Source organism: Lunatimonas lonarensis (assembly GCF_000390185.1).
Lineage (GTDB): Bacteria > Bacteroidota > Bacteroidia > Cytophagales > Cyclobacteriaceae > Lunatimonas > Lunatimonas lonarensis.
In genome coordinates this window covers 53,659-75,115 of the sequence record NZ_AQHR01000025.1, presented here as the reverse complement: position 1 = coordinate 75,115, position 21,457 = coordinate 53,659, and the positions used below count along the sequence as shown (strand labels likewise).

Below are 21,457 nucleotides of genomic sequence, written 5' to 3'. Positions count from 1 at the left end.
AAATCAGAGCATCACGCTAATTTATTTTTAAGCTGAATTCCTGGATCTATCGATTTTAGTTGTAGATTTCGATGGTTTGGCCTATATTTAATGGTAAAAAATTGTCTGGCAATTTAACAGCTAAAAACCATGGAAAAAAAAGAATGGGTAGAACCAAAAATGGAATTGGCAACAATTGAAGGAGGGCTATTTACCTATACTGGCGAGGAAACGATGTATGTTGAATCTTAGGATCGTCTTTGTTGTCTGATGGTCAATGAGTTATTAATTTAGACTCAGTTTAGCGTTTTCGTAAAATGGATGAAAAGAGGTTGGTCAGATCTTTTGAACTATCCTGTTTCTCTGGTAAATCCGTGGTTATTGGCAGTGAGATTTAAGAATTTTGACCGAATGTAATCAGTCTATCTTAGGGTTTTTGAAGCTTAAATGTTAGTTGTTGATCGATGCAATAGATTGTTGTTTTATTTTTCCGATTGTAGTTTGAAAAAAGTATATGTATAATTAAAGTATACTTGTTTGATACCAATTTAGCAGCTAAAAATCATGGAAAAGAAATAATAGCTGGAACCAAAAATGGAATTGACAATTGTAGAAGGAGAGATGCCAAGTGTTATTTCTGGAGAATTTTTTTTACTTAGAAATTTTGTGAGATATCTTTATTTCTACAGTAATAGATGTGCGGTTTATAAAAAAAGCGGGATAGACGTTGTGGCTGATAATTTCGAACAGATTACTTCAATAAATTTTCCATGTTCCGGTGTCTTAAGGAAGGGCTCAGTTGGAGACCGATATGTATTCAAAGAAATCTTCGAGTCGGAGGTGTACAAGCTTCCTTTTCCTTATTCAGTAAAGACCGTGGTCGATTTGGGGGCAAACATAGGGTTGTTTTCGCTGTACGTTAAAAGCAAATTTCCCCAATCACGCATCATAGCGGTGGAGCCGGATGAGGATAATATAGCCCTGTTCAGCAAAAATACCCAACACCTTGAAGGGATCGAGCTGGAAGAAGCGGGCATCTGGCATTCGGATACCAAGTTGGATATCAATCGCAAATACAAGTATCCCTGTACTTTTTTTATGGAAGAAAATAAGATAAATGGGACCATCAAGGGAGTCTGTATGGATACTTTGGTCCATAAATATGGTCTTTCACGTATCGATTTGCTGAAAGTGGATATAGAAGGAGGGGAGCGCGCACTTTTTTCGAGGAATTATGCCGGTTGGCTCAAGCGGGTCAAAATAGTCCAGATTGAAGTACATGACAGTCGGGCTCCAGGTGCTGGTCAGGCCTTTTTTCAAGCAGTCATGGAGGTTTTTGGATTGTTCTATTATTTCATTAGGGGAAATGTGACCACTATCGTCAACAGACGGATCCCTTAGGCTGATCCATTTGTTTTGCTTAGCGCTAGGGGCTGATTATAAGGCGTTCATTTTTAGGTTTAGGAGTTGCGCCCACTTTGTTGCGTTTGTTTTGTATATCGGGTTTTGGGTTAACTCGGAAATCGCGTCGCAAAAGGCATCAATTGAACTGGTAGTTAGTAGAGATAAGCCAAGTTGATGGTATACCACACGTGCTGCGTTGCCTGGTTGGTCAAAAATCTCTCCCGGAGGGATTACCAACATTGGAACACCCAATCCAAGTGCTTCGTAGACAGATCCACCACCTCCATGGGTTATCAGCAAATCCGACATTCGTACCAATTCCAACTGGGGCAACTTTCGAACAAATATCAGATTTCGTTCTTTTCTTTTTACCGAGTTCTGAATGGTTTGGGGGAGTTTGGCGATAAATAGTAGGTGCCTAAACCTTTCTGCAAGATCATTTAATAGATCGAATATGTACTTGATGGTGTCTTCTTCTAGGTAGTTCTGAATGACCGATCCAAAGGAAACGGTTACTAATTTGTTTTTTGGGTTATTCTTAAGGTGTGCGGTTATAAGTTTTGTCAACAACGGGGCAATCTTCTCAGGCCTTGCAAGGTCTACCATGGGGCCTCCATACTTTTCCCAAGGCCGAATGGGCTGCCCACCAAAATCAAATAGCGCATCCTGTTGGTAGACTTTCCGGATTCCCTTAAATGCCGGATGTAGCTGATTGAAATTCCATATTTTATGATTTTCAGGAATCTGTTGCTCGTGGGATAGACGAAGGATCAGTGATTTGTTGGCATTGGATTTTTCACTCTCCGTTGAGATAACATCTTCCCAGATTTTTTGAACTTCCGGCCCCGGATAGGCAAATCGATTTTGGGGAGGGAATTGGGAGTTTGGGAAGGAGGGGAGAAAGGGCGTCAAAACCTGTGTTTTTGAAGCCCAACCAGCCGGAATCAAATACAACAGCTCTATGCTGCAGAACTCATCCAATAGGATTTGGTCAGGCTGGTGGGCGTTTACCATTTCCATCAGCGCGGATCCGGTTTGCGTTATCTCCTCCCGCACCGTCGCTTCGGTTTTATCTTTTGGATACTTATGGAACGCATGATACATGGGCGGTAAGCCTAATGTTTCATGTTCCGCGCCGGATGGCAACGTGCATGAAGGGTCGTTTTTTGCCAAGAAAAGGTAGTGTACCTCATGTCCTCCGGCAATCAACCGCTTGGTCAACGGATAGGTTCGGTACACGTGACCGGGGAATATCGTATAGATGAAGAGGTATTTCAACCGATTAAACGAATTTTTATAATTGCCAGAACCTGTTCTTCACGTCTTACAAACGTTTCACTGTCCGTTGTCTGAATCCTGCCGGTCGACCTTTGGTAGAATCTCTTTGTGATCGTGCACAAGTACCAAGTTTCGAAAAAAATGCGTTGCCTATCCTCCTGATTTTTTCGCTTTGTAGCCTCTTTGTTGCAGGTATCCAAGGATCTGCTGCCTAAAATCCCCCTGGATCAGGATTTCTCCATCCTTCACATTGCCGCCCACACCACAAGTGACCTTCAATGCCCTGCCCAGTTCTTTCAGGTCGGCATCGCTCCCAATGAACCCGCTTACCAACGTCACCTGTTTTCCTCCCCTAGCTTTCTTATCCAGTTGTACGCGTAGGTTCTGCTGCTGAGGGGGAAGAGTGACCTGGTCCTCATCTTTATTTGAGTCGTAGTCGAAGTGGTCGGAGGTGGAGTAAACCACCCCGTCACGTTTCTTCCAGTCGTTCGACTTCTTCTTGGTCATGCTTTTTATTTAAATTTCATCGTCCAAACCGGCCGCTTGGCTGCATTTACCACATCTTCGGCTATGCTGCCTCCCAATAGGTGCATAAGGCCGGTGCGCCCGTGGGTGGCCATGGCGATCAGGTCAGCGTCTACTTCTTCGGCATACTCCAGAATGCCCTCTTCCTCGGTCGCGGCATTGAAAATCTCCACGTTTACGTTGCTCAGTTCATTCGCTTTGATGAAGGCCTTCATGTTTTTCTTGGATACCAGGGTGTTTTCGAAGGAATTTGGGGTATTGATCTTTACCAAGCTGATTTCGGCACCTAGCAGGGCCTGGAGGTCTTTAAGCTCGTGGATTACCTTTTTGCTGTTTTCGCTGAAATCGCTCGCAAAAACAATGTTTTTGATACCCTCCGCCTTAATGGGGCTTTTTACCGTGATGACGGGACATTTGGAGTGTCGTACGACTTTTTCGGTGTTTGACCCGATCAGCAGCTCTTCCAGCCCACTGGACCCCTTAGAACCCATGACGACCAAATCGGCTTTGATGTCGGTGATTTCCGAAGCAATGCCCGCATAGGGGTTTCCGAACGAAATCTTGGTGCTAAACTGATAGGGTTTTACAGCATGCGCCTCTTCCAAGGCCTTCATCTGTTCCTTTCGCTTTTCCACCATTTCGGCCATGTAGATCTTGTCTACAAACGTATCTTCCATGTTTACCTCACCCATGGTGTTGAAATGCTGGGTAGTGGGGATTTCAATCACATGGACCAGCTTGAGTTTACAAGCCGATTTACCGGCCAACTCCTGGGCCAATTGAAAGGCGTATTCTGCTTCTTGGGAAAAATCGTAGGGAACTAGGATGCTTTTCATCTGTCTATAATTGTTTTTTAATGGTCAGAACTTGTCCCGGTTTATCGGGATGCAATCTCGCATGGTTGCCCCGGATAGCTATCGGGGCATCCCAGTGTGTGTCGCTTGCGTCATGCTCGATTTCATGTGTTTATATTTCTTTTTTTGTCATTAAAGTGGTGCCTCGCCTCGCAGGGGAGCATTTTTCGGGTAGAAGGATAAAGATGGTATCCTGGTTTTCGCACGCTTTATATCGGTCGGCGCATTGTATTCATTGATGCGTTTAAGCTACAAAAAACCAACCAAAAATGGCAATGTTTTGCCGGAATTAGTTTACAAAAGTAAATAGCCTACTCCAAAAGCGAGTACCCAAAGGAGTGTATTTATGGCCATTTTTTTAAGAAACGGGTCGGTATCGGCAGCAGACTTGGCCCGTTGTACTCCCATTCCCACGTATGCCATACTCGGAACCAGCACCAAAAAGGCAAGGGCCTGTGGCTCGGCCCAAAGCAGGACAAAGAGAATCATGCAGGCATTGCCCCCAAGTATGAGAAACCAATTGTAACGGACCGCCGCTTTACGGCCGATGCGTACTGGAATCGACTTCTTGCCTGCGGTTTGGTCTGATGCGATGTCCCGTATATTGTTGATATTCAATACAGCCGTAGCGAAAAACCCCAATGACGTGGCCGGAAGAAGAAGGGTGTTGTTCCATGTTTCGCTATGGAGGAAAAAGGTTCCCAACACACCGGTGAGACCGAAGAAAAGATACACCGATAGGTCGCCCAGCCCCATATAGCCATACGGATTGGAGCCGGAGGTATAGTTGATGGCGGCAAATATAGCCAGCAAGCCGAGCAATAAAAAGCCCAAAAAAACCCAAAGACTACTGAAGGCGACATAGAGAAGTAGTATGCCCGAAAGGAACGCCAATACACCACACAGGGCCATGGCCTTTTTCATTTCTGACTGAGTGATGATGCCCGATTGTACTGCCCGGATCGGCCCCTCCCGCTGTGCATGGTCTGCCCCATGTACACTGTCTCCGTAGTCATTTGCGAGATTGGAGAGTACTTGTAGCAGTATGGTAGTAAGGGATGCCAACGCCAGGATCTCCCAGCGGAATGCGGCATCTCCAGCCGCAAGGATGCTGCCGAGAAAAATACTTGAAAGGGCCAAGGGCAGGGTTCTCAACCGAAAGGCATGCAGCCAAGCCTGACGTTTATCTTTTAATGAAATGTCCAATGGAATCGTAGGTACTGGGTGATACAGATCAAAACGGAATGAGCGAAAAAAACAGCACCCAAGATCGAATAGACCTTGGGTGCCGTATCAAGTAAGGTGGCTACCTAGGCATTGATCAACGCCAATATTTCGGCATCCATCGGCTTTACGCTTGAGGGGAAGAATTTGACCAGTTCCCCTTTTTCGTTGATAAAATATTTGCAGAAGTTCCAAGATGGTTCGGTATTGTTCCAGCCATTCAGGTTTTTGTCAGATAGCCATCGGTATAGGGGGTGTTTATCCACACCTTTCACGGAAATCTTTTCGAATAACTGAAAGGTTACCCCATAATTTGCAGAGCAGAAGGCTTTGATGTCTTCGTGTGATCCGGGCTCTTGGCCACCAAAATTATTGGCTGGGAACGCCAAAATGGTTACTTTGTCCCCGTATTTTTCGTTCAGTTCCTGTAGATCAGCATACTGAGGGGTATAGCCACATTTGGAAGCAACGTTTACCAAAAGCAACTTTTTGCCTTTGTACTTGGAGAAATCAACGTCCTTACCGTCGATATCTTTCATTTTAAATTCATAGATGCTCTTTTCCATGGGGTTGGAGGGGTTAGTGGAGGAAGGGGAAAAGGCGGATTTCCCCAAGAAGGCTGTCATTGCCAACGCTGTCAGTGAGATAAATAGTGTTTTCATAGGGTTTATAATTGTTTTTTAAGAATCCATAGACCACCCCGATATTTTCTGCTAGGTCGTATGGTCAATACGTATATCCGTTTATACCAGCAATGAAATCAATGTCGGCCCATAACAGACCCTTATTACCATTACATCTTTTCGGGTACGTTTATTCCAAGTAACTTCATCCCTTTGCGTATTGTTTTGGCCACCTCTACTGAAAGTGCAACGCGAAACGATTGAATTTGCCCTTTGGTCTCGCTAAAGATAGGAAGTTCCGCGTAAAAACGGTTATACTCTTTTGCCAAATCGAACAGATACTGCGCGATCACAGAGGGGGCGTATTCTTCCGCGGCGGTCTTTAGCTTTTTCTCATAATCCTGCAACAGGATTATCAGGTTTTTTTCGGATTCTACCAGTGAGTTGAGACCGGATAGGCTGTTGGGCCCATATTCCAGCCCGATCTGGTCTGCTTTTCGCCGGATAGCTGAAATACGCGCATGGGTGTATTGGATAAAGGGTCCGGTGTTTCCCTGAAATTCGATGGATTCGGCAGGATTGAACAACATGCGCTTTTTAGGGTCCACTTTTAGCAAGAAGTACTTGAGCGCGCCCATGCCCAGGGTCTCATACAGTGCTTCTGCTTCTTCGTTGGAGAATCCGTCAATTTTGCCCAGCTCTTGTGTGTGTTCCCTGGCTGTTTCCACCATCTCGGCCATAAGGTCGTCGCCATCTACCACCGTGCCCTCCCTCGATTTCATTTTACCGGAGGGAAGGTCTACCATCCCGTAGGATAGGTGGTACAATCCTTTTCCGTAGGGGCGCCCCAGCTTGCGCATGATCTTAAACAAAACATCAAAATGGTAGTCCTGTTCGTTGCCCACTACGTAGACAGATCGGTTTATCTCAAAATCCCGGTATTTTAAATCTGCAGTTCCCATATCCTGCGTAATATACACCGAGGTGCCATCGCTTCGAAGAACCAGCTTTTCGTCAAGTCCCTCAGAGGTAAGGTCCACCCATACCGAACCGTTCGGTTTTTTGAAGAAGACGCCTTTTTCCAAGCCTTCGGAAACGATGTCTTTACCCAAAAGGTAGGTGTCGGATTCGTAGTAGGTTTTGTCAAAGTCGACGCCCATGGTTTTGTAGGTGGCGGCAAACCCTTCGTAGACCCAGCCGTTCATCGTTTTCCAGAGATCGACTACCTCGGGATTGCCTTTTTCCCATTCGATCAGCATTTGCTGGGCTTCCAGCATCCAAGGAGCCTGTTTTTTAGCCTCCTCCTTGTCCATACCTTTTTCGATGAGCTCTTCTATCTGTTTTTTGTACTCCTTATCGAAAAGGACGTAGTACTTACCTGCCAAGTGGTCACCTTTCAGGCCGGCGGATTCGGGCGTTTCTCCATTGGCAAGTTTTTGGTAGGCAACCATGGACTTGCAGATATGTATCCCCCGATCGTTTACGAGGTTGGCTTTGATCACTTCAAAACCGTTGGCCTTGAGTATTTCCGAGACGGCGTAGCCTAGAAAGTTATTGCGCAGGTGGCCCAGGTGTAGGGGTTTGTTGGTGTTGGGAGAGCTATATTCTACCATTACCCGTTCTCCATTGGGCGCAAACTGTCCAAAATCTGGGTTGGCCAAGATGGATTGGAAAACCCGTATCCAGTGGGATTCATCAACGGACAGGTTCAGGAAGCCTTTGATCACATTGTAGTCAGCTACCAGCCCGGCGTGTTCGCGCAGGTATTCGCCTATTCGTTTACCACTTTCCTCAGGAGATAGCCGGGTTACCTTTAAAAAGGGAAAAAGCACAAACGTGTAATTGCCTTGAAACTCTTTCCGCGTGGGTTGTAAAGCCAGCGAGTCAGGGGCTATTTCGTGGTTGAACAATTGCTGAAAGGCAGAGGAAATATGATGTAGAAGTTGTTTTTCGATATCCATAGGAATTAGTTCGGTCAGCTTACGCCCAAAATAAAATACCATTGGCTCTTTTGGAGCGGTGCAAATATAACGTTTTCCTTCCATTTGCGTCAGGGGAGTGCACGTAAATCACGGATAGGGAGGATAGCTAAAAGTTTTTGACTAAGGAGTGAGTGGTGGCTTCGAGGATATCAAAGGCGATTTCAGCCATTGTATTTTCGGTATCCAAGGTAGGATTCACCTCAACGATCTCCCAAGCGCATACCCGCCTGTCTTTGATCAGCTCGGCATTCAGGCCAATGGCCTGTTCCACATTGAGGCCTCCAGGCACGGGCGTACCGGTACCCCGGGAAATACGGCTATCCAGGCTGTCCACATCAAAGGAGATGTAGATTTGTTCGCAGTGGCTCAGGCGCTCGAGTGCACGACGGCTAGTGACTTCCACGCCCCATTCCTGCACATTTTCAACAAAAATACGGAGCATGCCATGGGTATGGATTAGGTAGTCCTCTGCTGCTTCGGTGTCCCGCAGGGCAATGAAAACGATATCTTCCGGGGCTATCTTGGGTTCGGACCCCCCGATTTTTTTCAACTTGTCCCAATAGGAGAGGGTTGTGCTATCCGGATGGTTTTGCCGACAGGGCAGGTTGTCGATTCCCAAGCACATCGCCAAGGGCATGCCGTGCATGTTTCCGGATGGGGTGGTATAGGGCGAATGCAGATCTGCATGGGCATCTATCCATATAACACCTAAGCGCTTTCTCGGATGGGCTGCTTTTATGCCCATAATGGTACCAGCGGCGGTGGAATGGTCTCCCGCCAATACAATCGGAAAACGGTGGTCCTCACGTAGCGCTTTTATAGTCCCATACACGTTTTGGATGACTTCATAGACCCCGTCTGCATGTTTGGCAAAAGGAAACTTGTTGTTTTTCCAGAGGTAGTTGTTAGCATCCGGTACGTTGATGGGTTCGAAACGGGTAAAAAAATCGGACTGTTTGTCGAGGCTCGCGATCTTTAGCGCATCAATGCCCATGCTCGCTCCCCGGGTTCCTGCTGCCAGTTCGGAGCGCACCTCCACCAGCTTAATGGTTCGTTTGACATGGTTCATAGAATCAAGGTTATTTTTGACCGGGTATTCACTTTGGTAGGTATACGTGTATTTTGCCTATGTGGCTATTTCTTGGACTGAATAAAGGGTAGACTATAACTATCCGAATCTTTGTGTCCAGATTTCAGTAACATTTTTGCGAATACAGGATATAGTGGTGTAGACGCTAAACCTGTTGCGCCCATGTCAACGAGCAAAAGACCGTTTTTTTATTTGGAAGCTCTGCTTCTTTTGACCATGATACTATTGGTAGCCTGGTTCACGTTGGATTGTTGGAGCAAAGCCAGTGCCCTACCCGTAGACCCTTCGTTTCGGGAATCCGTTGAACGGAATTTCTCTTCGCCCATCTATGAAATCGACATTGAGTTTCACCAAACACCAATGCTACAATCCCGGGTAGTATATCCCTCAATAAGGGGATATAGGGAAATGTAGCATCCATTCCCGCCTTTTTTTTAAAAGCAGGGGTAACAAATCGAGCCTTTTCAGATCTAGTATAAACCTGATAATGGTTTCAGGTTGGAACCTGCTTAATCCCTTATGCTAAGGCAACGAAATCAAGCCGGAATGTTGTTAGCCTCATCTCAAGGAGTGCCTTCGGATGTTTTTCCTCCGGGAAGGGCTAACGGAGATCCATCGGAAAGGTTGGTTAAGCCCCGTTCCGTTGGGGATTTTCTCCATGCAGATACGGAGCGGTTTGGACTAAACCCACCCATTTCCGTCGCTTTTTCCCAGGAAGCCGGTTTGGTTCATCTATATACCTTTCCTGGGTTTTACGGGGAGTCCGTGGGGGAAGTTGAAATGAACATTCCCATGGATCCCGAGGATTTTACCGGTACGATCTTTCGGGTTTTTATGTATGGAAGCCAAGGCTGGTTTGCTGCACCGGGAAGGAGCCTCTGCGGAAGGGATTTTTGGCGTGTCTTTAGCAGCTACGCTGCGGGTTGGGCGCGGGTGTTTTTATTACCTAGAGAAGATAGGCTCCGCTGCAGCCCCATTACAAAAATCCGTGTACTTGCAATAAGTGGATCGGCTGATGCGGATCCGATTTCTTCCATTGATTTCCGAAATTACCTGCAAGTAGTTGAATATTATGGGTTTGTAGGAAAATAATCGAAATTTTTCAAATAATAGGGTAACACTGCCTTTACCACTCGGATATAGACATAGAAATTCACTAAAACACGTTTAGCCATGAAATGTAACAGGCATTCCTTATCCTTTCAATTCCGATTGTTAGGCACCCTTTTTCTGATGGGTATCGTTGTCTCCTGTATGTGGGACGATGGTCAGCACCGGATAGACAGCATCCTGAAGGAGTCAACCGAACCGGATCTGAACCGTCCTGCCAGCTTTGTTCCGGTTCTGAGCGCACTGGCGACACCGCCAGCCTCAGGTTTAAACAGGCACTCGATTGCACATGTTTTCGCTACTGGTATGATAGATTTTCGGTTCCATACCGAGGTTCATATCGATTTGGGTAACTTGGTCCATTTGCAGGCAGAACGATACGAAGTGGTGTTGGTGGATAGCCGGGATAATTACTACAGGTTACCTGGATCGGGTTGGCAGCAGCAGTCAGTGTATGCGTTGGTCAAGATTGACGATGGAATGTTGTCATTACGGTTGGTGCAGGGGCCGGGAGAGGTGTACAAAGGGGTTTTGATCCGCATGCCAGTGGTTTCTATCACCACCGAAGAGGCTCTGCAAAGACGGCCAATTTCGAATGGTATAGCTGCCTCTAGTTCCACTTTAAGTATAGATACGGATCGATCGTGGTGAAGAGGGGTGCTTAATACCCCCTCTTTCTGTCGAAAGCAACTATTTATTCTAACAGAAAGCCCAAGTTATGTCGAAAAAAATAGATTTTCAGGAATAAAATTTGTTTTTTGGAATATATTTACTAGTATTATACAAAATAAAATCGATTTTATAGTACCTAAATTTTTCCTTCAAAAACTATCTTCTACCCTAAACTACAAAAACCATGTCTCCTAAAGGAAATTTTGAGCCTAATGGCAATCCGAGCAGCCCGTTGGATAATTGTTTGGTGGCTTTCAGACTAGAGCCAGTCCGTTACCATTCGTTATCAAGTGCAAGGCAGTTAAAAATTGAGGAAATTAAGTACACTTGGGATACTAACAGCCCTGAAGTTCTTTCTGACCTAACCATCCTAGAGAGTGAGTATTTTCCAGACGATCTGGTAATTCTTAAAACAAGGTCAGCCAGTCATAGAAGTTTGGTAAATTCGATGAGGGGTGGCCCTGCCGAAAAATCCTCCATTCTTCACTTTCAGCATTCGTTTGGATGTGGTTGTTTTGGAGCAGATGAATGCTGTGTAGATGAAGAGGGCAATCGCATTGAGGAACTTTCTCCCGATATCTTGAATGAATTGGAGGGTGGATTGAATAGTGGGAAGGAAAAGGAAATCATTGTGGCGGTGTTGGATACCGGAATAGTGGCAGAATTGATCCCTTCGGAATACCTATGGGTAAATCCCGACGTGGAAAATGCCGCTGAGCTGATTGGCGACACGACTTCCGGGGTGCATGGAAGGAATTTTGTCGTGGATCCAGAGCCTCAGGTTCAAACCAGGGACGGTATTCGATATCTTGGCGATCCGGTAACCATGGACCTTAGGGATGAACACCCGCAATTGCATGGCACGATGATGGCCGCCTATATCATCAATCAGTTCCGGAATTCTGAATATGCGGTAAAGATCATGGTTCTGAAGACACACAATGCCAATGGCCTCGGCAACTTGGATGATATTTATCGCGCCATCCATTATGCAAAGTACTACGGTGCCCATTTCATCAATGCAAGCTGGGCCTTTCCGGCCACAGACCCGGAAAGCTACAGTATATTAAAGGACGTTATACAACGGGATTTGGCCAAGGCAGGCACCATGATGGTGACTGTTTCCGGTAATGTATACATGGAGGATCCGACAAGGAAGTTTTATCCTGCAAAGTTTGGAAAGCGGTCGGATCATCCTGCGATGGGCGTTATGGTGGCTGCGACCGTTTCAAAGGACAAGACACACGTTTCTCCCTCAGAAGCGCGATCCAACCTCTTTGTTGACTTCGGTGTACCCTGCGATAGGGAGATTGGAGAAAGGTACGTTTTTAGTCTTCCGCTTGGTACGGAATCGGGAAGTCCTTGCTACCTACAGGGATCGTCGGTGGCCTGTGCGGTTGCTACGGGATTTCTAGCTGCTAAACTTCCCCAAATGTTGTTTGATCATAAGCCTGCCAGAAGTAAACTGGGCGTATTGGAATACGGGGATGCCGCTATGTTTTCCAACAGCTCCGCACTTGCCGAAGGAGTGATTGGCGGAAGGGTCCTAAACCTTTCCAATGGGGAGGTTCAAACTTTGGGCGACAATGGATAGAAATGCCATGTGTAGAGTGGTTTTCTGCTTGGTTTGCTGGATGGGCCATGTTGGTATGGTACTGGCCTGGCAGGTCACCACCGACTGGGAGGGAGAGCTAAGAGTGCTATTATCTAGCGAGCACAGCACTGGCAAATTTGAGGAGTTGGAGCAATTTCGTCTCCGGTATGTAGAGGAGATAGGGGTTGACGGAGGGTTCTATGGTGAGCTTTGCCATCGACTGGCTACCTATTTCGGGCAGAGCGGAATGTTCAATAGGTCATTGGAGTTATTTAAGGAAGCATTGGAGGGCCATCGCAGGCCCTCCGCTGCGGATCCGTCCATGATCGTAAATAGTTATTTCAATTTGGCGTTTTTTCATATGCAACATGGGTTGGGTTCTGATTTTCTTGTTTTTGCAGATAGCTGTATCAGAAATAGCCAACGATTTGACAGAAAGCGATCCATAGGCGTTCACATTTACGAACAGCTGGCTGCCTACCATTACGATGCAGGTGATTACCAAGAAAGCCAAAACAATGCAAACAAAGGTATTCTGCTTGCCCAAAAGGAAGACCTATACCTTGGTCTGCTTTATATTCAGGTAGCGCAGGCCAAATTGGCACAGGAAGAGGAGCACGGCAAGAGCGATCGGTTGGACGCAGCACATAGATCCCTGCAGCACGCCAAGCGAATATTGCGAAAAAATCCGGAGCTCGCTGCGTTGATAACATCCGTAGAGGCGAACTACTACCTAGCTGAAAAGAATTTCCAAGCGGCCCAGTTGAACTATGAAAAAGCCATTCAACTGTATCTGAGTCGCAATGAGTACGAAGGGGCTGTAAGAAACCTGATCAAGCTAGGGGATCTTTTCATGGAGTCTTTGAAAGACCCTTTATCTTCGTTCCAAACCTACCAGGAGGGTCTGCGAATCCTTGATAGGGTACATAGGATGGATCTGAGGCCCATTCTATTGAATAAAATTGCGTTGCTCTATATGAAAGATGGAGATTTTTTGTCGGCCATTGCCAACCTGAATGAAGCCATAGAGGGATTGAAAATAGCCGATACGCAACGAAACAGTCACCGGCCCCCAAGCGACTCAAACGTGCTTTATTCCAATGACCTGCTCGCTGAGGATTTTTTTTCCAATTTGGGCAGAGCGTATGCGGGTAAATTCACCCAGTCACTGGATTCTTCCGATCTCAGGACTTCTTTGCGGCACTTTAAGACCGCGTTGGCGGCCATGGATCGCGTACGTTGGAGCCATGCCTACGACCAATCCAAGCTGTATTGGAGAAAGCAGGCAAAAGCTACGTTTACCTATGCCTTGGATGTTTGTTTTCAACTCAATGACGTTGAATCCGCCTTTTTCTTTCTCGAGAAAAGTCGGGCTGTTTTGTTACAGGACAAATTGAATGATTCAGATGCCCGCAAATTCCTGTCGGAGGCTGAAAATCAACGTGAGAGGCATCTGAAAGTGGAGCTGGCGCTACTGAGTAGTAAAATAGCCCGGGAGGAGGAGGGCACCCATGCATATGATAGCGTATACCGGGAGATATTTAGGGTGCGCGACTTGCAAAAGGCCTTCATCACCGAACTGGAATCGACCCATCCGCTGTATGTTGAGGCCAAATATGGCTCAAATGTGATGGAACTGGCCTCGCTTCGCCCTGTGGTAGCCGCTGCCCGACAAAGCTATTTGGCCTATTTCAACGGGGTGTCCGAGCACAATGATCAGGCTTATATTTATATATTGGCGGTATCCGCAGGAGAAGAGAAGCTGGTAAAGGTCCCCATGGAAAGCTATCAAGAAAATATACAGGGTTTTCTTGAACTGGCATCTGATAAGGAGAAGCTTAACCGAAGCTTTGATCGGTTTCAGACCCTGAGCTATCGGCTCTACAGTAAACTGGTAGAGCCATTGGGACAATTGGAACAACGGTTGATCGTGTCACCGGATGACCAACTGGTGCCTTTTGATCTACTGGTTTCGGATCCGCAACGAGCCGGCAGCTACCTACTGTTGGATCATGCGGTCAGTTACACCTACTCAGCGGGTTTTTTTATCCGTTCCATTCGAAGCCAGCGAGCGGTAAAGCCTACCTTACTGGGTTTTGCGCCGGTGAGCTATCAGGAGCATCTCGAGTTGCCCGCCTTGGCAGGAGCGGATTTTTCTCTTGGGAAGTTTCAAAAATTCCTCTCAGGCTGTGAGTTTTTTTTACATGATAGTGCGACCAAAGAGCAGTTTTTGACCAAAATTTACGATCATCCCATGGTGGTGCTGTATACCCACGCAGATGCTGGGATCGGTGGGGAAGAAGGCAACCTTTATTTTCACGACGACAAGTTGAGTGTGTCCGATCTCATGCTGGTGGATCCTCTCCCCACCGAATTGATCATTCTCTCCGCCTGTAACACAGGGGTAGGTAACATTCGCCCGGGAGAGGGGGTATTCAGCCTTGCCCGTGGTTTTGCGGCGGCCGGTATTCCCACCATTGTTACCACCCTATGGGAAATAGACTCCCGCGCGACATACACCCTCACGGAGACCTTCTACGAAAACGTGGTAGCGGGTCTACCGTTGGATGTGGCTTTACAGAAGGCCAAATTGTCAATGTTGCATGGAACTGATCCCATGCATGCTCTGCCCTATTTTTGGGGGGGTAGCATTGTTTTGGGAAACGTCCAACCCTTGGAATTTGAAAGCCAATGGAGTGCGACGCATCGTTTTTGGTTGGCCGGTTTGCTCGCCCTTGGTTTCTATCTACTGGTTGGTTATCGAAAGAAAAAACAGCTGGGATAGAAAAAACCTCCGTAGAAGGGTGTTTCCTTTCCGGAGGCTTTTCTTAGCAAGGTACATGGCCGGCTGGTTAAATCTTTGGCAGTTCGAATCCTGCCGGATAATCCCGCTTTACGAATTCATTGGCCGGATCAAAGTTGGTAACCCGCATATTGTCACCATCCCAAAGCAACTTAATGTCTCTTCCGGGATAGTTGAAGCCGCCCCTGCCGTCCTCTCTGGCTACTCGGTAGTCGTAGCTACGAATGGCAAGGTTGCCCATTAACACCGTCTCGGTAAGAGGACCGGCTATGGAGAATGGCGAACTCAATTCTTGGAACTCCTTGGATCCGTGTCCCGCTATACAGGCATTGACCCATTGTGCGTAGTGACCACCTACATCGCCCGGCACGCGGGGCAGGGTGGGAGCTACGGAGATACTTTCATTCAGTGATAAGGGAAGTAGACGTGGATTCATACCATAGGTGTCGCACATCATTTTTCCACGGGTTCCTTCTATGATCACCCCATTGCCGCCATCGCCCATGCGTTCGTTGGCACCCAATTCATCGGGTCGGCTGGGCTTTATACCTCCATCCATCCAGTGGAAGTCAAGCAGGGATCCGTTGGGCCGTCGGAATTTGAGCGTGATATGGGATGAAGGAGGGCAGCTTTCCGGAAAGTAGCCGCGGGTAAACTCACCGGTATACACCGATCCGACGCTACATTCCGCTTCTATAGGGTAACCTAGATCCAATATGCGGTAAGGAGGCTCCATAATATGACAGGCCATGTCTCCCAAAGCACCTGTTCCATAGTCCCACCAGCCTCTCCAGTTAAAGGGGTGAATGTTTTCAGTAAAAGGTTTTAAGGGGGCGGTTCCCAGCCATAGGTTCCAGTCCAGGCTTTTTGGGGCTTTCCGGGTGCTTGGTTTGGGCCAAGCTACACCTTGTGGCCACACAGGGCGGTCTGTCCAGCACCATACACTTTTGGCCTCGCCGATCAACCCGGCTGCATACCATTCCCTCATTTTCCGTACGCCGTCTCCAGAGGCACCTTGATTGCCCATTTGGGTGACCACTTTGTATTTCTCTGCCGCTTGGGTAAGTATGCGGGCTTCGTAGATGTCGTGTGTCAGGGGTTTTTGGACGTATACATGCTTGCCCAACTGCATGGCTGCCAAAGCTTGGACGGCGTGATTGTGGTCTGCGGTAGAAACGGATACGGCGTCAAACTGGGTATGTTCCTTGTCAAGCATCTCCCTATAGTCCCGGTAGTACTTGGCCTTGGGGTAATCCGCTATACTTTTGGCGGCTCTTTCATCATCCACATCGCAGAGGGCTATTATCTCCGCATTTCCGCTGTCGTAAAAAGATTTGATGTCGGAATAGCCCTTGCCTCCAACGCCTATACCGGCAATACGAAGCTTATCACTGGGGGCTTTGAATCCAGGTCCGCCCAGAACATGCCGGGGCACAATGTAGAAACCGGCCAAAGCGGTTGCAGATGTCTTGAGAAAGGTCCTGCGTGTGTTTCCTTGTTCGGGTAAATTGTCTTTGTTCATTTTAAGTATGTAAATTGATTTTTGATTTACCGGCTCAATGTATAAAAAAAATCGTTTAAAGTTCAATACTTCCTGCTTGGCGGTTTGGGCTATTCCCGAAAAAGTACGATCAGGGAAACCGATATTCTTTTTCCACCCGACATATCCGTACCGTATACCGCTCGTACCAGCTTGTTTTTCCCATTGATTGCGCAATGCGGTGCTGGCTTTGTTGCCTCCATGCAGCAATAGCTTCCAGACTTTCCCAGTAGCTTACGGTAATGCCTATCCCATCACGCGCCGATTCGTGTCCCAAATACCCGGGTTGACTTGAAACCATCTCTTCCATCAGCTGTGCCATTTCTGAATAGCCAGCGTCGTCAGGATGTTTTACGCTCGTAAAAATCACCGCGTAATAGGGAGGAGTAGGTTGATGTTTTTCCATGATGTGTCTTTAAAAGTGGTGGATGATGATATCCTACTGTCCTAATCTTTTTTTATGGTGCCTTGGTATTTCCCCGTAGTTTTTGTTCAGACGGTTTTTTTGGAGTCGGCAACGAGTTCACGGATTTCTTCAAGTTCCGTGGGGGTAAGATCCCGCCATTTTCCAACCGGAAGATCCAACCGGATATTCATAATGCGTATCCGTTTTAACTTGACCACTTCGTACCCAAGGTAATCGCACATTCTTCGGATCTGTCGGTTTAGTCCCTGGGTCAGAATGATGTTGAAGGTTTTTGGCCCCATCTTTTTTACTTTGCAGGGAGCCGTAACCGTATCCAAAATGGGGATGCCTGATGCCATCCGATCAATAAAGTGTTGATCGAGCGGACGGTTTACGGTCACAATGTATTCCTTTTCGTGGTTGTTGCCTGCCCGGAGTATTTTATTGACGATATCGCCGTCGCTGGTAAGCAATATCAACCCCTCGCTAGGCTTATCGAGCCTGCCAATATGGAAAATTCTGCGGGGATGACCGACAAAATCGATGATATTTTTTTTTTCGTTAGCGGTGTCCGTAGTGCAAACGATGCCCACGGGTTTGTTCAGTGCAAGATAGACATGTTCCTCTTTTGGAGGGTTAACCACTTTGCCGTTTACCGACACCTTATCTCCTTCGAGGACTTTGGTGCCAACTTCAGGGATTTTGCCGTTGATTTTCACCTTCCCTTCCTCGATCAATCGATCGGCTTCCCGCCGTGAGCAAAATCCGATTTCACTGAGAAATTTATTGATGCGGGTTGCCATGCGCTAGTGCAGTTGCTTGATCCAATCGACCATGTCCTGAATTACCTGTACGTTAAAGGTTTCTTCAATTTCTCCATACTCGGAGACGGCACCCGTTTTTGCGGTCTGAAAAAGGTGGTTTAAAGCTGGGTAGCTTTTTATAACATGGCGGGCATTGTCCGGCAGGATTTTTCTAAGGGCATCCCCGTTTTCTGCGGCATTGACCTGCACGTCTTTTTCCCCAAATGCTGCCCATACCGGTAATGTGAGTTGCCTGATCAGCGTGCCGGGATCGGTGCGGATGAAATGGTAAAACCAGGGGTCTAAAAGCTGCTCGAAGGAGGAAAGTTGGTCGGTAACCTGCTTTTCCAGTTGGGATCCGCTTAGTCCCTGCTGGGTTCCGTGGATTTCCAGCACTTGCGTCAGGGAATTCTTGGCCGAGGCGGGGTTGTCAGCCTCTGCAATTGCCTGGTAGAGGCTACGATTAAAGGCTCCTTGGCTTTTCGCCAATGTCTCCGGTGCTCCGGTTGCCCGGATGGCGTCCTCCGTCTGCCGTTCCATCAATTCGGCAATGGGCACCACCGGAGGTGCCAGTGCCAGCACAAAATTGGGTAGCTGTTTCTGTTCCGCTCCGAGTATCCATGCAATAAGCCCTCCCTCGCTGTGTCCAATAAGGCCAATCTGGTTTGGGTCAACAAACTCAAAATAGGGAAGTCGTTCCATGGCAGCGCGGGCATCTTCGGCAAACTGCCACGAGGTAGTGCCATCAAAGGATCCCTCGGATTGGCCAACACCCCGTTCATCGTAACGAAAAACCACGATTCCCTGACGGGTAAGGAAGTCGGCGATAACCCAAAAAGGCTTGTGGCCCAATAGTTCCCCATTTCTGTTTTGAGGCCCGGATCCTGTTACCAGGACGACAGCCGGGAAGGGGCCCTCGCCAGCGGGTTTTGTGATCGTTCCCTTCAGCGCGATCTTTTCGGTGCCCGAGACGAAGGTTACTTCCATCGTTTCATAGGGGAAGGGACCTTTGGGTTCCTGCGGACGGTTGACTGTTCCACTACCTGAAGCGACCCCCGTTTGCTTTAGCAGAGTAAGCGGCAATTTAAAACCGTTTTGGTTAAACTGCCCTCTGAACTCCCCTTCCTGCAAAACACCTTCAAACGTTGCCTGCAGCGGTTCTATTTCCACTAGGAGCATCATTCCGTCAAACAACACCTTGGTTAGCGGAATTCCTTCTGCTCCCTGGCTGGGACTGTCCATCTTTCCCTTCCAGTTTCCGGCATTACCTTCAAAATGAAATAGAAGGGGAAGTTTTTGAAAACCCAGGTCTAGATCGCCCTTCCAGCTACCAACCAACGGAGCTTGGGAGTAGGCCAAAGGGCTAAGCGCAAAGAAAAGACCGAATAAAAGGCAAATGTTTTTACGGGAAAGATTACGCCAGGAAATAGCGAGGAAAAGGGAGGTCTTACGGTACATCGGATTCATAAACTAACCTAAGTGTGTCGGTGCCAACCGTGCGCACCCGAGTACAAAGCTATCGGATTATTCAGAAATTAGTTCACAAAGGTGTCAAAAATCCCCATTTGTCCGAATGATTTAGGTGAAATATATTTAATATAAACTTCATGAAATTTTTATCCGATAATATTGCATCGTGCCATATTATTAGTATGTTTAAGCGATTTTAGAATTCAAAACGGATATTAAAGTCAACATAAACGAAATAATAATAGCTGTTAGTCAGTTATAATGAACCCAGCCTAGAGGAATCTGAACACAGATTCCTTTTTTTATACCCTTTTTTTAAACCAATATTTGGGTGATTTTTGCGAAAATTCATTAAATAGGTTCAAATCAAAACCACTCCAATCGCAAGGTGATGCTGAAACATAGACTGGGATGTTTTGAAATTGACCTTGTTTTTGGGATATAATCCCCATTTTTAGCAACCACGTTTTTTTGAGAACCAGCAGCTACCCGCAATTTTTTTTAAACGGGTTTCCTCGCCGCCTATTTATTTCTATTTTTGGCGATGTCAATCAATCCCAACATGATCATGAACTACTTGTTTTCTACTCTTTTTGTTTTGATAACCCTACTCGCTCCGCTGAAAGCCCAGCAAAAAGTACGGGCAGAAAAAATTGGAGACCGCATAGATGTGTATATAGGTAATCTGTTTTTTACCAGCTATCATTTTGCCACAAACGAAAAGTACCCGTTTTTCTATCCCGTAAACGGGCCCTCCGGTGCGTCGGTAACCTCCAAGCGAAACGGTACCTATCCCCATCACAGTTCCCTGTTTTTCGGCTGCGACAAGGTAAACGGGGGCAACTATTGGCAGGAGGGTTTGGACCGCGGACAGATCGTTACCCTTCGGGCGGAAATAGAGCAGGTTTCTGAGGGGATGGTGGTCATTCACAATGAGAACATTTGGACAAGACCGGGTGCTAGCGCCCCCATCAAAGATGTAAGAAAAATATCCATCAGCAATCCATCGTCTTCTGTCTTCCAAATCGACTTTGACGTAGAAATGGAAATGCTTCAGGATGTGGTCATCGAAAAGACCAATCACTCCCTGTTCAGTGGCCGTATGGATCCGGATCTCGCCGTTACAAACGGAGGGACCTTGATCAACGCAGAGGGTGAAAAGGGAGAAAAGGACACCTTTGGCAAGTCCTCTGCTTGGATGGATTTCTATGGTAAGCGTGGAAACGGCATAGAAGGAATGGCAATTCTTCAGCATCCCTCCAATGCGTGGTTCCCATCACCTTGGTTTACAAGAGATTATGGTTTCTTTTCTCCTACCCCCATGTATTGGCCCGAAAATGACAAAGAGACCCGATTGGCTAAAGGAGAAGTCGTCAAACTGAAGTATAGGGTGTTGGTTCACAGCGGCGACCATATACAGGCCGAGATTGCCAAGCATTTCGAAACCTACGCCAAATGAGCCAACCTGCTAAAGAAAGTCAAGTTGATAAAGCAACTGGACTCCGGTAAAGGAACCTATGAATGTACCGGTGGCTACTTCTATCCAGCGGTGCCTGCCCAGGTGTACCCGAGACCAAGCCAATAGAGGGATAGCGGCCGCCAAAACCACCGACCAAGTTGGGTTGAGTGGGACCAGGCCCAAGGCAATGTAGCTACATACCGCGAGGTGAAGGGAGGATTTAAGGCGGAAGTTAACTAGGAATGAAAGGACTATAACTTGGATCATCAGCAGTGAACCGAGTCGTATTTCCCGAGGTTGTTCACTGAGGTAAAGGTAGGCGATAAGCAAGCCGGCAAGTAGGAAAACAAAGCCGAACATAGAGTAGCGCTGTTCGCGAACAGATACATCGAAATTATGGTAGACCCCCTGCTTAAGTTTTATCCAGTTCCAAAGGGTCAACGGGATGATGGTGAGTCCGATCATCGCAGCGATCGTTACAAGGGCTTGGGAAGACTCCTGAATCTTGATGTTACTGTAAAAGACAAAAAAAGTCAGGATTACCAACGGATGAACCAAACGGGAAATAAAAAGGGCAATTTGTTTTGTCATGCGTCTGTCATGGTTTTTTCAAGGTCATTAATTGTCCCGATAGACGACGG

General features: G+C 47.0%; 19 protein-coding genes. 7 read left to right on the top strand and 12 right to left on the bottom strand.

The genetic code is table 11. The annotated features are described in order from the left end of the window. The first annotated feature begins 708 nt into the window (after positions 1–708). Positions 709–1,380, top strand: coding sequence for an FkbM family methyltransferase (locus ADIS_RS03855; RefSeq protein WP_162141551.1), 672 nt, complete (start codon positions 709–711; stop codon positions 1,378–1,380). A 36-nt stretch (positions 1,381–1,416) separates the two neighbouring features. Here the strand turns inward: ADIS_RS03855 and ADIS_RS03850 are convergent, their stop codons facing one another. From ADIS_RS03850 to ADIS_RS03820, 7 genes are all read right to left on the bottom strand, one after another. Further along, the gene (locus ADIS_RS03850; protein ID WP_010853019.1) at positions 1,417–2,661 is read right to left on the bottom strand and encodes a glycosyltransferase; all 1,245 of its coding nucleotides are present in this window, start codon (positions 2,659–2,661) and stop codon (positions 1,417–1,419) included. Between the two features lie 150 nt (positions 2,662–2,811). Then, positions 2,812–3,168, bottom strand: a complete 357-nt coding sequence (locus tag ADIS_RS03845) for a translation initiation factor (RefSeq protein WP_010853018.1) — start codon at positions 3,166–3,168, stop codon at positions 2,812–2,814. Between the two features lie 5 nt (positions 3,169–3,173). Continuing rightward, positions 3,174–4,022 (bottom strand): universal stress protein, encoded by an 849-nt coding sequence (locus tag ADIS_RS03840; protein WP_010853017.1) that lies wholly within the window; start codon positions 4,020–4,022, stop codon positions 3,174–3,176. A gap of 312 nt (positions 4,023–4,334) precedes the next feature. Further along, positions 4,335–5,246, bottom strand: coding sequence for a 1,4-dihydroxy-2-naphthoate polyprenyltransferase (locus ADIS_RS03835; RefSeq protein WP_010853016.1), 912 nt, complete (start codon positions 5,244–5,246; stop codon positions 4,335–4,337). 104 nt (positions 5,247–5,350) lie between these two features. Continuing rightward, the gene (locus ADIS_RS03830) at positions 5,351–5,830 is read right to left on the bottom strand and encodes a glutathione peroxidase (RefSeq protein WP_010853015.1); all 480 of its coding nucleotides are present in this window, start codon (positions 5,828–5,830) and stop codon (positions 5,351–5,353) included. Between the two features lie 227 nt (positions 5,831–6,057). Next, positions 6,058–7,848, bottom strand: a complete 1,791-nt coding sequence (gene argS / locus ADIS_RS03825; protein ID WP_035804603.1) for an arginine--tRNA ligase — start codon at positions 7,846–7,848, stop codon at positions 6,058–6,060. 127 nt (positions 7,849–7,975) lie between these two features. Then, positions 7,976–8,938: an arginase gene (locus ADIS_RS03820; RefSeq protein WP_010853012.1), complete on the bottom strand. Its 963-nt coding sequence runs from the start codon at positions 8,936–8,938 to the stop codon at positions 7,976–7,978. Between the two features lie 183 nt (positions 8,939–9,121). Between ADIS_RS03820 and ADIS_RS03815 the strand changes: the two genes are divergently transcribed. From ADIS_RS03815 to ADIS_RS03795, 5 genes are all read left to right on the top strand, one after another. After that, the gene (locus ADIS_RS03815) at positions 9,122–9,373 is read left to right on the top strand and encodes a hypothetical protein (protein ID WP_035804585.1); all 252 of its coding nucleotides are present in this window, start codon (positions 9,122–9,124) and stop codon (positions 9,371–9,373) included. 132 nt (positions 9,374–9,505) lie between these two features. Beyond that, positions 9,506–10,051: a hypothetical protein gene (locus tag ADIS_RS03810; RefSeq protein WP_010853010.1), complete on the top strand. Its 546-nt coding sequence runs from the start codon at positions 9,506–9,508 to the stop codon at positions 10,049–10,051. 81 nt (positions 10,052–10,132) lie between these two features. Then, positions 10,133–10,720 (top strand): hypothetical protein, encoded by a 588-nt coding sequence (locus tag ADIS_RS03805; protein ID WP_035804583.1) that lies wholly within the window; start codon positions 10,133–10,135, stop codon positions 10,718–10,720. Between the two features lie 205 nt (positions 10,721–10,925). After that, complete coding sequence (locus ADIS_RS03800; protein WP_035804580.1) at positions 10,926–12,335, top strand: S8 family serine peptidase; 1,410 nt, start codon at positions 10,926–10,928, stop codon at positions 12,333–12,335. Further along, positions 12,328–15,120: a CHAT domain-containing protein gene (locus ADIS_RS03795; protein WP_035804579.1), complete on the top strand. Its 2,793-nt coding sequence runs from the start codon at positions 12,328–12,330 to the stop codon at positions 15,118–15,120. The genes ADIS_RS03800 and ADIS_RS03795 overlap by 8 nt, the downstream gene beginning before the upstream one ends. A gap of 67 nt (positions 15,121–15,187) precedes the next feature. On the opposite strand, the gene ADIS_RS03790 is transcribed toward ADIS_RS03795, so the two are convergent. From ADIS_RS03790 to ADIS_RS03775, 4 genes are all read right to left on the bottom strand, one after another. After that, positions 15,188–16,660, bottom strand: a complete 1,473-nt coding sequence (locus ADIS_RS03790; protein ID WP_035804577.1) for a Gfo/Idh/MocA family protein — start codon at positions 16,658–16,660, stop codon at positions 15,188–15,190. Between the two features lie 109 nt (positions 16,661–16,769). After that, complete coding sequence (locus ADIS_RS03785) at positions 16,770–17,084, bottom strand: antibiotic biosynthesis monooxygenase family protein (RefSeq protein WP_010853005.1); 315 nt, start codon at positions 17,082–17,084, stop codon at positions 16,770–16,772. Between the two features lie 86 nt (positions 17,085–17,170). Beyond that, positions 17,171–17,887: a 23S rRNA pseudouridine(2604) synthase RluF gene (gene rluF, locus ADIS_RS03780; RefSeq protein ID WP_010853004.1), complete on the bottom strand. Its 717-nt coding sequence runs from the start codon at positions 17,885–17,887 to the stop codon at positions 17,171–17,173. A 3-nt stretch (positions 17,888–17,890) separates the two neighbouring features. Further along, positions 17,891–19,345: an alpha/beta hydrolase family protein gene (locus ADIS_RS03775; RefSeq protein WP_162141550.1), complete on the bottom strand. Its 1,455-nt coding sequence runs from the start codon at positions 19,343–19,345 to the stop codon at positions 17,891–17,893. A gap of 580 nt (positions 19,346–19,925) precedes the next feature. On the opposite strand from ADIS_RS03775, the gene ADIS_RS03770 reads away from it, so the two are divergent. After that, the gene (locus tag ADIS_RS03770; RefSeq protein ID WP_051113253.1) at positions 19,926–20,816 is read left to right on the top strand and encodes a DUF6807 domain-containing protein; all 891 of its coding nucleotides are present in this window, start codon (positions 19,926–19,928) and stop codon (positions 20,814–20,816) included. A gap of 9 nt (positions 20,817–20,825) precedes the next feature. Here the strand turns inward: ADIS_RS03770 and ADIS_RS03765 are convergent, their stop codons facing one another. Next, positions 20,826–21,407 carry a hypothetical protein gene (locus ADIS_RS03765; protein ID WP_035804575.1) on the bottom strand — a complete coding sequence of 194 codons (582 nt, stop codon included), beginning with the start codon at positions 21,405–21,407 and terminating at the stop codon, positions 20,826–20,828. Positions 21,408–21,457 lie beyond the last annotated feature (50 nt).